The 13,633-nt window shown below is 48.2% G+C and carries 11 protein-coding genes; 5 read left to right on the top strand and 6 right to left on the bottom strand.

Going from position 1 to position 13,633, the window contains the following annotated elements:
- Window positions 1–164 precede the first annotated feature (164 nt).
- The 5 genes from RGU75_RS04795 to ychF all read left to right on the top strand — a co-directional run bounded on the left by RGU75_RS04795 (window position 165) and on the right by ychF (window position 7,471).
- Window positions 165–1,118, top strand: a complete 954-nt coding sequence (locus RGU75_RS04795; RefSeq protein WP_205323061.1) for a ribose-phosphate pyrophosphokinase — start codon at window positions 165–167, stop codon at window positions 1,116–1,118.
- A 121-nt stretch (window positions 1,119–1,239) separates the two neighbouring features.
- Window positions 1,240–1,860, top strand: a complete 621-nt coding sequence (locus RGU75_RS04800) for a 50S ribosomal protein L25/general stress protein Ctc (protein WP_322233493.1) — start codon at window positions 1,240–1,242, stop codon at window positions 1,858–1,860.
- A 281-nt stretch (window positions 1,861–2,141) separates the two neighbouring features.
- Window positions 2,142–2,726 carry an aminoacyl-tRNA hydrolase gene (pth, locus tag RGU75_RS04805; RefSeq protein ID WP_322233495.1) on the top strand — a complete coding sequence of 195 codons (585 nt, stop codon included), beginning with the start codon at window positions 2,142–2,144 and terminating at the stop codon, window positions 2,724–2,726.
- Window positions 2,727–3,953: 1,227 nt separating this feature from the next.
- Entirely contained in the window at window positions 3,954–5,759 is a 1,806-nt protein-coding gene (locus RGU75_RS04810) for an autotransporter outer membrane beta-barrel domain-containing protein (RefSeq protein ID WP_322240244.1), read from the top strand.
- A gap of 620 nt (window positions 5,760–6,379) precedes the next feature.
- On the top strand, window positions 6,380–7,471 hold the full coding sequence (gene ychF / locus RGU75_RS04815; protein WP_322233497.1) for a redox-regulated ATPase YchF: 1,092 nt from the start codon (window positions 6,380–6,382) through the stop codon (window positions 7,469–7,471).
- A 279-nt stretch (window positions 7,472–7,750) separates the two neighbouring features.
- On the opposite strand, the gene RGU75_RS04820 is transcribed toward ychF, so the two are convergent.
- The 6 genes from RGU75_RS04820 to recX form a co-directional block, all read right to left on the bottom strand.
- Window positions 7,751–8,392 carry an FHA domain-containing protein gene (locus tag RGU75_RS04820; protein ID WP_322233499.1) on the bottom strand — a complete coding sequence of 214 codons (642 nt, stop codon included), beginning with the start codon at window positions 8,390–8,392 and terminating at the stop codon, window positions 7,751–7,753.
- Between the two features lie 188 nt (window positions 8,393–8,580).
- Window positions 8,581–9,405 carry a Stp1/IreP family PP2C-type Ser/Thr phosphatase gene (locus tag RGU75_RS04825; protein ID WP_322233501.1) on the bottom strand — a complete coding sequence of 275 codons (825 nt, stop codon included), beginning with the start codon at window positions 9,403–9,405 and terminating at the stop codon, window positions 8,581–8,583.
- Window positions 9,406–9,849: 444 nt separating this feature from the next.
- Window positions 9,850–10,731: a succinate--CoA ligase subunit alpha gene (sucD, locus tag RGU75_RS04830; RefSeq protein WP_322233503.1), complete on the bottom strand. Its 882-nt coding sequence runs from the start codon at window positions 10,729–10,731 to the stop codon at window positions 9,850–9,852.
- A 96-nt stretch (window positions 10,732–10,827) separates the two neighbouring features.
- On the bottom strand, window positions 10,828–12,018 hold the full coding sequence (gene sucC, locus RGU75_RS04835) for an ADP-forming succinate--CoA ligase subunit beta (protein WP_322240246.1): 1,191 nt from the start codon (window positions 12,016–12,018) through the stop codon (window positions 10,828–10,830).
- Between the two features lie 70 nt (window positions 12,019–12,088).
- Window positions 12,089–12,721 (bottom strand): DUF2889 domain-containing protein, encoded by a 633-nt coding sequence (locus RGU75_RS04840; protein WP_322233505.1) that lies wholly within the window; start codon window positions 12,719–12,721, stop codon window positions 12,089–12,091.
- 370 nt (window positions 12,722–13,091) lie between these two features.
- Window positions 13,092–13,583: a recombination regulator RecX gene (gene recX / locus RGU75_RS04845; RefSeq protein WP_322233507.1), complete on the bottom strand. Its 492-nt coding sequence runs from the start codon at window positions 13,581–13,583 to the stop codon at window positions 13,092–13,094.
- Window positions 13,584–13,633: the final 50 nt, after the last annotated feature.

The raw sequence follows: 13,633 nt of genomic DNA on the forward strand, positions 1-13,633 counted from the left end.
CAGCGTTTTATGTGGCAGCAACACCGCCCGTAGCATCGCGAAAAATACGACAATACAAGAACAAGCCGCCAACGCAAGACTGTCGCAGTCGGGCATTGTCGGCTTTTTAACTTGGATTTTCAACTTGGCTTTTTAACTTTTAACGACTGTACTCAGGGATCTCCATGGCACTCGAAAACCTTATGGTTTTTACCGGCAACGCAAACCCGGAACTAGCTATTGGAGTTGCCAAACAGCTCGGCATTCCGTTGGGCAAAGCGAACGTCACCAAATTCTCTGATGGTGAAATAGCCGTCGAAATTAACGAAAATGTCCGTGGTAAAGACGTCTTCGTTCTGCAATCGACCTGCGCGCCGACCAACGACAGCTTAATGGAAATCATGTTGATGGTTGATGCACTTAAACGTGCTTCTGCTGGTCGCATTACTGCGGCAATTCCTTACTTTGGTTATGCTCGCCAGGATCGCCGTCCGCGCTCAGCGCGCGTTGCGATTTCGGCAAAAGTGGTTGCCAATATGTTGCAGGAAGCTGGCGTTGAACGTGTATTGATTATGGATCTGCATGCAGACCAAATTCAGGGATTTTTCGACATCCCTGTTGACAATATCTACGCGTCGCCCATTTTATTGGGTGACCTGGTAAGCAAAAATTATGATGATCTGCTGGTCGTTTCTCCAGATGTCGGCGGCGTAGTACGTGCTCGGGCTCTGGCAAAACGTCTGAATTGCGATCTGGCTATTATCGATAAACGTCGTCCAAAAGCCAACGTTTCCGAAGTCATGAACATCATCGGTGAAGTCGAAGGCCGTAACTGCGTGATTATGGATGACATGGTCGATACCGCCGGCACCCTGACCAAAGCAGCTGAAGTATTGAAAGAACGCGGCGCGAAGAAGGTCGTTGCTTATTGTACGCACCCGGTATTGTCCGGTCCGGCCCTCGAGCGCATCGTCAATTCTCCGCTAGACGAATTAGTGGTAGTCGACACGATTCCACTTTCTGCCGAAGCAAAAGCCTGCGGCAAGATTCGCCAATTGTCATGCGCAGAGTTGCTAGCCGAGACATTCAAGCGCATTAGCAGAGGCGACTCAGTCATGTCGCTATTTGCTGAATCGTAATATTTTTTAAGAATTTATACCCCCCGAACTGGGATTTTCCCTTTCGGTGGTGTACTTAAATCCCCTGGTCGCGGGAGATTTTTACCGCAAGATGCAAATCTTGCAAACATGGAGTTTCAAAATGAAAGTTATCGCATTTGTTCGCAAAGAGCTGGGTACCGGAGCGAGCCGCCGCCTGCGCATTGCTGGCCAAACACCAGGAATCGTATACGGTGGTTCTGACGCGCCAGTTAACCTGTCGCTCGATCACAACGCGCTTTACCACGCGCTGAAGAAAGAAGCATTCCACTCTTCGATCCTTGATCTGGAAATCGACGGCGCTGTGCAAAAAGTGTTGTTGCGCGACTTCCAAGTCCACGCATACAAACAGTTAGTCTTGCACGCAGATTTCCAACGCGTAGACGCGACACACGCGATCCACGTTAAAGTCCCACTGCATTTCATCAACGCAGACGTTTCGCCAGCAGTGAAATTGTCGGCTGGTATCATCAGCCACGTTATCACTGACCTGGACATTTCTTGCTTGCCTAAAGACTTGCCAGAGTTCGTCGAAGTTGATCTGTCCGCTCTGGATGTGGGTCACTCGATTCACTTGGTCGACCTGAAGTTGCCTAATGGCGTGACAGTTGTCAGCCAGGAAAATCTGACAATCGCAACTGCTGCGATTCCAGCTGGTAAGGTTGAAGCTGAAGTACCTGCTTCCGTTGTTGCCGCTGCTGCTCCTGCTGCAGAAAAAAAATAATGTAATTAGTCAGCATGTTTTGTGACGAGAGAACCCGCCCCTTGTGGCGGGTTTTTTTTATTACCATCCTTATACCCAACTAATCCACGATCCCTAACCAGCTATCGGACGATCCCAATCACGATAGTCGTAACATTGACGGTGAACTAACCAGATTGCAACAGTTGGGTATTTACCCCTAAAATCGATACAAGAGCGTAAAGCTGCCTAATGGGATGTAAGCAAAATGCCATTCGCGTTTATATCGCCTCAAATCCACCGCACGCTTTATTCGGAATCTCATGTCTATTCGCCTCATCGTTGGCCTCGGTAATCCCGGCCCGGAATACGAGCAAACACGCCATAACGCCGGCTTCTGGCTAGTCGACAATCTGGCGCAAGATCTCGGCTGCAGCCTTCAGCGCAAAGCTGATTTCAAAGCACTCATGGTAAAAACAAGAATTAATGCGCAAGAAGTATGGCTTCTTGAACCGCAAACCTTCATGAATCGTTCCGGCCAATCCGTCGGCGCATTAGCGCGCTTTTATAAAATTTCTCCTGAGGAAGTTTTAGTGGTACATGACGAACTGGATTTGTTACCAGGCATCGCCAAACTAAAAAAAGGCGGTTCATCCGGTGGTCACAATGGCCTAAAAGATATTACCGCTGCACTCGGAACGCAAGACTACTGGCGCTTGCGCATCGGCATCGGACACCCGCGCACCTTAAATTTACAACAGGCTGTGGCTGACTTTGTCTTGCATCGACCACGTAAAGAAGAACAACCACTCCTTGATGAGGCCATCGCAGAAAGCCTAAAAGTCATCCCAATGCTGTGCGACGGCAAATTTTCTGAAGCAACCATGCTATTGCATACCGCCAAATAAGCTCCGCTGATGCGTTGCGCCATTAGATCAAGAGAGAAATTCAGCTTCATTTGGACGCTAATCGACCCATTTTAAGACGCATTTAATATAAAAACATTGTCAACCAATTCAATTTGATAGCGTTTTGATATCGTACCGCTGCCCATGCGGTTAACACTTCAACCACTAGAAGGAGTGAAAATGAAAAAGCTACTTTGCCTTGTGGCACTTGTCCTGGGATGTATTCCGTTCGCGCAAGCACAAGATCACCGTCCAATGATGCGCCACCATCACCATCATCATTACTCTCAACACCACCACAGACCTCATCATTATCGTTAATGCGTTGTGAAGCCTCCTTTTTGTGAGGCCATCATAGTGAATGCGATGTTCTAGCTGAGATAAGGAAGCCAATATGCGTAAGCTAGGGCAATCACATCTAGGCTTATGACAATTAACGCTATCAGGATGGAATAAAGACGCTTCTAACGTTCTGCGCTTCGAGCAACTCTCGTTCGAAGCGCGTTTTCTCCCCAACCTCCATCACCGCTCGCCCTTTGCTATAAAAATGGTGTCCAATGCCCGTGTCCTACGGACTTTTATTGTCCAACAGCCCAAAAAACCTACATCCACAGTTTCGAACTAAAAAAGGGGCACGATTCGACCTTCGCCAACCAATCCAAATATCAGGAAATGTAGAGATTCGTAGAATTATCAATGTATTTTCTTGGCATGATGAGATAATCAAAATAGAAAAAATAACAACATTTCTACCGTTGTTTGAAAATGGTTATGCATACTTGCCGAGCGCATTAGCCGCTTCACACTGTATTAATGGCCGTTGTGCCTAAATGAACAGTGATGTTCTCACTGCGCGCAACACCAGATTAGGAGGAAATAATGTTTTTTCTGCGCCTGTTTTATTTTCAGAAGTATTCGGTAAAAAAATAGATGATTGCTTACAGTCTCAGCCGGAAAACAAGAGCAATCGAAATGTAGTCCGAACTACCCAAAAAAATACGGATTGCCCCTATCACTGCAGACACAAAATACATCAATTATCTTAGGAGAATTTCTTTGGCACTGCTCCCGTTTGCACTCTCACGTCGCGCTTCTTTTTTTTCAACACTACTTTCTCTGCGCCCGGAATGCCAAGCTCGCAGAACTGGGTGGACTCTCGCTATCAGCGCCAGTATTGGGATAGGCCTGTGCATAGCGCCCGTCGCGTCTGCCTCGAATTTTTCACAAATGGTTTTTTTTGGCGATTCCTTAATGGATAGCGGCTTTTATACCGGTGTCGGTCAACAGCCATCTTTTACGACCAATCCTGATTTGATCTGGACGCAATTACTGGCACATAAAAATGGCCTGACTGCCGACCCAGCTTATGTGCTGACGCCGAATGGCGTGGTACCGTTGAGCGGAACAAATTACGCTGTTGGCGGCGCGCAAACAAGCCAGGCCTCTTTGGATCCGGCGAGTGGATACTTGACTCCCTCTATCACCGATCAGGTGAATGGTTATTTAGCCAGCCACCCTAAAGTGGATAAAAATGCCCTTTACACCGTATGGGCGGGCTCCAACGACGTTTTTGCTTATACAACCCTGAATCAGGCGGGACTAGGAGACCCAGATCCTGCGGTGCAAGCAGCCACCGCACAAACGATCGTCGGACTAGTCGCGGGTGAAGCCGTTAACGTTGCAGGATTGGTGGGCGCGTTGCAACACGCTGGCGCAGGAAAAGCAATGGTATTGAATTTGCCCGATATCGGAAATACGCCACTGGCGGCTCAACTCGGATTACAGCAATTATGGACGGCTTCGACCTACACATTTAATCAAACCTTGAATCAAAGTCTGAACAAGTTAGGCGGCAATATTGTTGCATTAGATGTCTTCAGTCTGCTGGATGAAGTAATCCGCAATCCGACGCTATACGGTTTTAAAAATGTCATATCAGCGGCATGTACAACACCCGATTCTGGCACTTGCACGGCAGCTACCTTAGTAGAGCCGAACGCAAATATGACCTACCTATTCGCCGATAGCGTGCATCCCAGCGGCGCAGCGCAGGCAATCCTCGCCCAATATGCGCAGTCGGTATTGTTAGCACCAACGCAGATTAGTATGCTGGCTTCAGCGCCGTTAGTCGGCACACAAGCCCAAACGCTCGCCATCGATAATCGTTTGCGTTTATTCGGCCTGGCACCAGCAAACGTAGGCAAGCCAGAAGCCTACGCGGTAGTTGGCAATACCCAGCGTAACTACAGCAGAACCGATAATATGCAGGGCCTGGATGGTTCCGCCACGAGTGCCACAGTGGGAATTGATTACGCGATTAATCGGCAGTGGATGATTGGAACCGCGTTTGGATACGGTCAAAATAAAGAAAATTTTGGCAGCAATACCGGACACTTCAAGCTGGATCAAACCATGATCTCAGCCTATACCCAATACCGTGATGGCGCATGGGCTGTCAATGCTATCGGCTTAGCCGGTTTGCTCGACTATAACAATGTCACCCGAAGTATCTTGCTGGGTCAGGCTTTACGTAACGAAAACGGTAAGACTTCAGGTGATCAAGTACTTCTGCGCTTAGGCGCTCAATATGACTTCACACTAGGCGCCGCCGTATTGAGTCCTCTGGTTAATTTGACCTGGCAACAGATAAAGGTCGATGCATATGATGAACTGGGTAACGACAGCACAGCCATGCACTTTGACGCGCAAACACGTACATCGCTAGTATCCAGCGTTGGGCTGCAATTAACCTCCAATCAAACTATGTGGGGCTTTACGATCCAACCATTTGCCAAACTAGCGTGGGACAGAGAATTGAAAAATACGCCGGATGATGTCCGTGCGCATGTGGTCGGAATGGGTGGCAGTTTTGGGATGCCAGGGTATCAAAGCGCGGCAAACACAACCCATCTTGATCTGGGTGCGAACATCAAACTGGCAGCCGATACAACTGCCTTTGCAAATTATAGCGGTCAGTTCGCGAGTGGAAATAAAGCCAATACATTCCAGCTCGGCGTCGCTAAAATATTTTAAGTTCTGATCAAACATAAAAAAGCAAGCGCCGTTCCCTAGCACCGGAACGGCGCACCCTCTTCTACTTCTGATATTCAGGCGCGGCAAATCACAACTTTATATAAGCTCATGATAGTGAGTGACACATCATCGCCGAATCGACAAGAAATGGTCCGCTCATGACTACGCATTTTTACTCCAGGTGCGGGTGGTTCTGATTGCAACGCACGCAAGACTATTTACAGCAATTCAGCCGAACGTACCTGTTCACCGACAAAATGCATCTGAAAACCTTTACACCGCGCCTATGTTGCGTGAAAGTCGCGCTATTTGCACACAAAACCGATGTAAAGCAGGATCTCGCAGATATCCAGCCGTTTTAGGTCAGCGCCGTTGGCAGAAGACCTTCCGAGAGAGTTACAATAGGCATCTTTTTGAACAAAGTCTCGATAAAATTGGTGAACGTCACCCAAGTTTGTTGGTACTGTTGCAAGTCTGTTGTGCATCCTCGTTGTGAATCTTCGTTACGCGTCCTGGCTTATTGGCACTTCGAATCGCCGACGCGCATTTAACCTGACACTGCGCCGGACCGCTTCATCTGTAACTGTTCCTGTGTAACCTATTGATCTAGAAAGATTTTCATGAGTCTCAAGTGCGGCATCGTCGGCCTACCTAACGTTGGCAAATCTACCCTGTTTAATGCACTGACTAAAGCAGGCATTCCAGCAGAAAATTATCCATTCTGCACTATCGAACCGAATGTCGGCATGGTGGAAGTACCAGACCCGCGCTTGACGTCGCTAGCCGAAATTGTCAAGCCAGAGCGGATTCTGCCTGCGACGGTTGAGTTTGTGGACATCGCTGGTCTGGTAGCCGGCGCTTCCAAAGGCGAAGGCCTTGGTAATCAGTTTCTAGCCCATATCCGCGAAACAGACGCCATCGTCAATGTAGTACGCTGCTTTGAAGATGACAATGTCATCCACGTTGCTGGCAAAGTCAGCCCGCTAGACGATATCGAAGTTATCCAGACCGAATTAGCGCTAGCCGACATGGGAACGGTCGAGAAAGCGATTCATCGCGAAAACAAAAAGGCCCGATCCGGCGACAAGGATGCAGCCAAGCTAGTCGCAGTATTAGAACGTTTGATGCCGGAATTGAACCAGGCCAAGCCAGTACGCGCTTGTGGCCTTGATGAAGAAGAAATGGCGCTGATCAAGCCACTTTGTTTGATTACGGCAAAGCCCGCGATGTATGTTGCCAATGTTTCAGATACCGGCTTCACAAACAATCCATTGCTCGATCAATTAACCGCGTACGCCGCGTCGCAAAACGCACCGATGGTACCAATTTGCGCATCAATTGAATCTGAAATTTCAGACCTCGATGAAGCCGACAAACACGAGTTTCTGGCAGACATGGGCATGGAAGAGCCGGGTCTGGATCGTCTGATTCGTGCTGCATTTAAGTTGCTCGGTCTGCAAACCTATTTCACTGCGGGCGTGAAAGAAGTCCGCGCCTGGACCATCCACGTCGGTGATACCGGGCCCCAAGCAGCAGGCGTTATTCATACTGACTTCGAACGCGGTTTCATTCGCGCACAAACAATCGCTTACGATGATTTCATTACGTATAAGGGTGAGGCTGGCGCTAAGGAAGCTGGCAAGATGCGCGCTGAAGGTAAAGAGTATGTAGTGAAAGATGGCGACGTTTTGAACTTCTTGTTTAACGTTTAGCATCTAATCTCTGAATCTGAATCGCCAACCAAAAAATGGCTGGCGATTCATTTGCCTCAAGAGATGCTCCTTACTCATTTGTTCGGTAAGGACATCCTGACCGAATGCAAAGTCATTCTCCCTTCGTCAGCCCAAAAATAAGAAAACCAAATCGTTATCCGCTAAAGACGCCATGCGTTTCAGTTTTTTTAACGTTTGGTCAATTAATATCTATGGCTTTATGACGCTTTGGTCCGGGTATCTCTGGAGCGCGCAGCATTAAGCGTCGCGATCAGTTAATCACCGCTTACCGGTTGTATTGATTTTTTGATATCCATTCCGAGGTTTCCAGGAAAACTGCATAGTCATTCCTGCAATATCAATTACATCCCCATCTGATAGCGACCATGCCCCCACCTTCAGCGGTGCACCGTTGACACGCGTGTAGGTATTTCCCTCAACGTGCGTCAGCTCATAACCGTGCGCTCTACGCGCCACAATGGCAACTTGAACACCAGGACGGCCAATTGTCGTCAGTACTTTCACCAACGCCAGTTTCTTGCCAGCACCGGGGCCGTCAATCACGGTAACGATCGCATCAGGACGCAGCGACGGAAACATCTTCAGATGGTGGTCCTCGCTGATATCCTCAACCGCGTCGACGAGATACACCAGTTTGTACTTCGCCATCTGTATGACGTCGTTGTGCTGTAAAAAATGTTTTGTAACGGCATGCCCGTTGACTTGCGTGCCGTTAGTGCTGCTCAGGTCTTCCAAAAACGAATCATTATAGATAGTGATGATGACAGCATGTTCACCGCTAACAGCGGGGCTGTCGATCACCAGGTCATTGTGAGGGCGCCGACCGATGGTAGTGCGCTCCTTATGGAGGACCATTTCCTGAACGACATTGTCCCCTTCGGTTAATACAATCTTCGCCATTCCTATCTCTCTCGTTTTATGTGGACAACTGGAGAAATATTATTTTAAATACATTTTCTCAGGATTGATATCAATTTCTACTCGTTTTTCCCTGTTGAGAAAATTAAAAACGTTGATGCTACAAGTGCAATTATGAGCGCTCGGGTCCCAGCGCTTTGTGAGTGAATCACCATGGGTATCCATAGGTGTTAATGACTCGGCTTTAATTGCTCTGCGGCACTGCATTGGGAGTCATTCTGGGCATCATTATTAACAACTTTTATTAACACTACAGAAATATTATCTTGCCCACCGCCTTCATTAGCGGCTTTTATCAGGAGTTCACATGCTGCTTTCGAATCATCGCTTGTGGCGTTGATAATGTTTTTAATTTGCAGTGGTGAAAGGCGGTCTGATAAGCCGTCAGAACACAACAAAAAAAGATCGCCGACCTCCACCGCTTGCTCTTGCACGTCGACTACCAGTTGATGCTCTACACCTACTGCGCGCGTAATCACATTACGATTCATGGCGAATGCTGCTTGTTCTTGCGTTAAAAGCCCTGCAGAAATTTGCTCTTGTACCAGAGAATGATCTCGCGTTAATTGCGCCAACTCGCCATTGCGCAACACATAGGCGCGTGAATCACCAACATGTGCAATGCTTACGCAATCACCCTGAAACCACGCCAGCACCACCGTCGTCCCCATTCCGCGATATTCAGGATGTTGGCGGGCAGTCTCGATAATTGTGCTGTTGGCCTTTCGAACAGCCTGAATTAAACACAGACGCCTAACCGCTGGCTGATCATCTGGATGACTATATTGGTTTTCACGTTGATGCCGCTCTACCGCATGCTGAATTGTCACCGTGGCGATGCCACTTGCCACTTCGCCCGCGTTATAGCCGCCCATCCCATCCGCCAAAATAGCCAGTTGCAAAACCTCGCTTATCGCAATAGCATCCTCATTTTCTGGTCGCACCATGCCAACATCGGTCTTGGCAAAAAAATCAAATCGTAAAGGAATGGACATTTTCAGTAGCGATCAAAAGAGTATAGATATCAGGCAAATGCTGATCTAAATGTATTTTCGTTGGTTAATAGAACGACAGCAACATAAAAAAAGGCGAAAAACTAGATATTTCTTGATGACGTACATGGTTGTTTGGCGAAGCCGTTCAAACACCTTAACTCCCAAGAGAAATCTTAACTTATCTATTGTGTAGTGAATCATCGCAGTCCATGTAGATAACGAAATCGTCTGGCATCTCATCCATCCAAAGTCCTCGAAGGCCCACTCTGAAAAAGCCTCGTAGCCATGTCATTGCTGAGGGAAGCAACATAAAACTTGCGATTTTCGGTAGCGTAGAAAATAGCCGACATAACAAAATCAGCACTAGACGGTTAACGACTGACCACAAAAAAGGAGCCGAAGCTCCTTTTTATTCATTCAATTACAATCAGGCAAGTAGCCGGATTACAACATCGCCATCAACAAACGCGCCATCTCAGACGGATTCTTAGTGGTTTTGATACCGCAAGCTTCCATGATGTCGAGTTTTGCTTGTGCTGTATCAGCACCGCCAGAAATCAACGCACCGGCATGACCCATACGTTTGCCCGGAGGCGCTGTAACGCCAGCGATAAAGTTAACGACCGGCTTTTTCATGTTGTCTTTGATCCAGTAAGCTGCATTAGCCTCATCAGGACCGCCGATTTCACCGATCATGATGACCGCATCGGTATCAGGATCGTCATTGAACATCTTCATGATATCGATATGTTTCAGGCCGTTGATTGGATCGCCGCCGATACCAACTGCCGATGATTGACCCAGACCCAGCGCGGTCAACTGACCGACTGCTTCATACGTCAATGTACCCGAACGCGATACCACACCGATACGGCCTCGCTTGTGAATATGGCCTGGCATGATACCAATTTTGATTTCGTCCGGCGTGATCAGACCTGGGCAATTTGGTCCTAGAAGCAAAGTCTTGCTACCGGATTTAGCCATACGGTCTTTCAATGCCAGCATATCGCGGACAGGAATACCTTCCGTGATACAGATCGCCAGATCCAGTTCTGCTTCAACCGCTTCCCAAATCGCTGCTGCCGCGCCTGCTGGCGGCACATAAATCACTGAAACGTTAGCGCCGGTAGCGGCCTTGGCTTCTCCGACGTTAGCGAAAATAGGAATGCCTTCGAAATCTTCACCGGCTCTTTTAGGGTTCACGCCAGCGACAAAAGCTTCTTTGCCATTTGCATAATCACGGCAACCGCGCGTGTGGTATTGACCGGTTTTGCCAGTGATACCTTGGGTGACGACTTTTGTATCTTTGTTAATCAGGATCGACATGTTTGTTCCTTGCCTTATTTTTGAGCGTGAATCAATTCGTCAACGTAAGTGCAAATTGATCGTCGCTAAATTCTCAGATCGCTAAAACCAATGCGATTATTGACCGTTAGCTGCAGCAACAACTTTCTGCGCCGCTTCTTCCATGCTGTCGGCAGCAATGATAGGCAAGCCCGATTCCGCCAGCAATTTTTTGCCGATTTCTTCGTTGGTACCCTTCATGCGCACGACAAGTGGCACGCTCAATGAAACCGCCTTCGATGCAGCGATCACGCCTTCAGCGATCACGTCACAACGCATGATACCGCCGAAAATATTGACCAGAATTGCCTTCAAACTTGGATTCTTCAGCATGATCTTAAATGCTTCAGTCACTTTTTCTGCTGTAGCACCACCGCCTACATCAAGGAAGTTCGCTGGCTCGCCGCCGAACAATTTGATCGTGTCCATCGTGGCCATCGCCAGACCAGCGCCATTTACCAGGCAACCGATGTTACCGTCGAGTGAGATGTATGCCAGATCAAATTTCGATGCTTCGACTTCTGCTGGGTCTTCTTCGTCCAGATCGCGATAAGCAACGATTTCAGGTTGGCGATACAAAGCGTTAGGATCAAAGTTAAACTTCGCGTCCAAAGCAATAATTTTGCCAGAGCCAGTGACGATCAGCGGGTTGATTTCGGCCAATGAGCAATCGGTATCCCAATAAGCTTTGTATAGACCTTGCAGTTGTACCCGAGCGTCAGCAATAGAACCCGCTGGTACGCCGATTTTTGCGGAAATACTGTCCGCTTCTGCGTCAGTGAGTCCTGTCGATGGATCAATGACGACCTGATGAATTTTTTCCGGATGACTTTCCGCAACTTCTTCAATGTCCATGCCGCCTTCGCTCGATGCCATCAGCACCACGCGTTGACTAACACGGTCAGTTACCATACTGACGTATAGTTCTTGCTTGATGTCTGCGCCCTCTTCGATCAACAAACGACGCACTTTTTGACCTTCTGGGCCAGTTTGATGCGTGATCAGCTGCATGCCCAGGATTTCATTAGCGTATTCGCGAACTTGTTCAAGCGATTTAGCCACTTTCACGCCGCCGCCTTTACCGCGACCACCTGCATGAATTTGTGCCTTCACGACCCATACCGAACCGCCGAGAGTTTCAGCAGCTTTAACTGCCTCATCGACGCTCAGGCACGGAATACCGCGCGGTGTTGTTACCCCAAATTTACGGAGAATTTCTTTGCCCTGATACTCATGGATTTTCATGCGAGCTTCCCTTCTGACGCTGATTTAAATTAACTTGCTGGTTGGACTAGATAAATGCACTAAGAATTAAATTACAACAAAATCATTAACGACACTAACGGGGTTCGGACTGTATGTCCGGGGGCTTACTAACTGGCATGTTGGATTGTGTCTCAGGAATTTCTGGCCGCGCGGACGCCCACTTTGGATAAAATTGCGCGACAACCGCTCCATCCCTCCGCAGCGCGTAGCAACTTCCTACCTGAAATGGTTTTTTGTCTCCTGTACTCAACCGTGTCGGTGCCGTGCTGCCAACACTCGTTTCACCAGAAAACGCTTGAAGCGCAACAGTCGGCAATATTTGAGCAAGCTCAGTCAGATGAGTGCAAGCCAGCGCACCACCGACACGCTCTTTCAACGTATAGCGAAATCCTTTTAACAGATTCAGGCCAACTAATTGATTGTAGGCAGGGGAGACGGTATTGCAATGTCCGGGATAAGGCATGGCCTCAGAATGCACCGCGACCTCGGTAATGGTGTAGAGATTGTCTAGCGTTAAACGCAGCCATAAATCGTGCACAGCCTCGCCGGCTGGCAAAATTCCGTGCGGCAACTCAAGATCACTGGCTTTAATATCGGTAATGTGCGCGTCCAACTCCCATAAGCCATCGTCACGAATAAACGCGTCGACTTGTATGGTGCGCGTATGTGTCAGCGCCCTGCGAGAAGTAGGAGGTAATAGGGACATTTTTTTGGTCTGCTTTGCTTATCGCTACTACAGTTTCTATAGTAGCTGCCGCTCCTGCGGTTTGCAAAAAACCACAAAAGTGTAGCACAGATGTAGTGAATAGGTGAGTTTGTGTGCGTTGCAACAATCTCACAGTATGACCTAGTTACGGTAAATTTGCATGGCCGCCCGCGTATGGGCGATTTAAGCTGTTTAAATCACGTATATGAAAGAATGTGCGAGGATGTACAGGCATGTACAAGGATTGTACGAGGATCGTCGAAAATCCACTCTATTAGACGCATCAGACGTCTTCGGCATCATAAGAACCAAATTAGGTTAAGGCCCAAATTAGGACCGAACCGGTGGCAATAATATGTTGATGTCCGCCCTAAACAATCCCATCTTCATCAGATTCAACGGGCTCGAACGCATCGTCATCACCAACGCTGTTAATCGCAGCTTGCACCGCCCGATGAGAAAATCCGCGCTGCAATAAAAACCGCATCTGTTTGCCGCGTTCGATAGCATTAAGCGGTTGACGCCCAAATTTCCTCACCCACACTTCGCGGGCGCGGGCAAATTCGCCTTCTGCAAGCTGTGATTTAACCGCACTAATCGCATCGGCGGCGATACCGTGACTTTTTAATTCCATCACGATGCGGCTATTGCCATAACGTCCAGAGCGCCGATTAATAAGAGATTCGGAGAAGCGTTCTTGAGATAAAAATTTAGACTCCTCAAGCCAATCGAGCAAAACCTCTATGTCATCGCCCTCTTCGACGTAACGCGATAACTTACGCTTTAACTCGATACGGCTATGCTCACGCATCGATAAGTAACGAAGCGCCCTGCCCTTCAGACTGACTGTTGGTTTTGCCATTACTGGATGCGGGTCAGGTAACACGGCCCGCCTTATTAAAAAATATTTCC

This window comes from Glaciimonas sp. CA11.2 (assembly GCF_034314045.1).
GTDB lineage: Bacteria > Pseudomonadota > Gammaproteobacteria > Burkholderiales > Burkholderiaceae_D > Glaciimonas.

What these genes read in the sequence shown, in the direction of transcription:
- RGU75_RS04800 (WP_322233493.1), top strand. Translation starts at nt 1,240, where the DNA reads ATGAAAGTTATCGCATTTGTTCGCAAAGAGCTGGGTACCGGAGCGAGC.
- RGU75_RS04795 (WP_205323061.1), top strand. Translation starts at nt 165, where the DNA reads ATGGCACTCGAAAACCTTATGGTTTTTACCGGCAACGCAAACCCGGAA.
- RGU75_RS04825 (WP_322233501.1), bottom strand. Translation starts at nt 9,405, where the DNA reads ATGTCCATTCCTTTACGATTTGATTTTTTTGCCAAGACCGATGTTGGC.
- sucD (WP_322233503.1), bottom strand. Translation starts at nt 10,731, where the DNA reads ATGTCGATCCTGATTAACAAAGATACAAAAGTCGTCACCCAAGGTATC.
- ychF (WP_322233497.1), top strand. Translation starts at nt 6,380, where the DNA reads ATGAGTCTCAAGTGCGGCATCGTCGGCCTACCTAACGTTGGCAAATCT.
- RGU75_RS04810 (WP_322240244.1), top strand. Translation starts at nt 3,954, where the DNA reads ATGGTTTTTTTTGGCGATTCCTTAATGGATAGCGGCTTTTATACCGGT.
- RGU75_RS04840 (WP_322233505.1), bottom strand. Translation starts at nt 12,721, where the DNA reads ATGTCCCTATTACCTCCTACTTCTCGCAGGGCGCTGACACATACGCGC.
- pth (WP_322233495.1), top strand. Translation starts at nt 2,142, where the DNA reads ATGTCTATTCGCCTCATCGTTGGCCTCGGTAATCCCGGCCCGGAATAC.
- RGU75_RS04820 (WP_322233499.1), bottom strand. Translation starts at nt 8,392, where the DNA reads ATGGCGAAGATTGTATTAACCGAAGGGGACAATGTCGTTCAGGAAATG.
- recX (WP_322233507.1), bottom strand. Translation starts at nt 13,583, where the DNA reads ATGGCAAAACCAACAGTCAGTCTGAAGGGCAGGGCGCTTCGTTACTTA.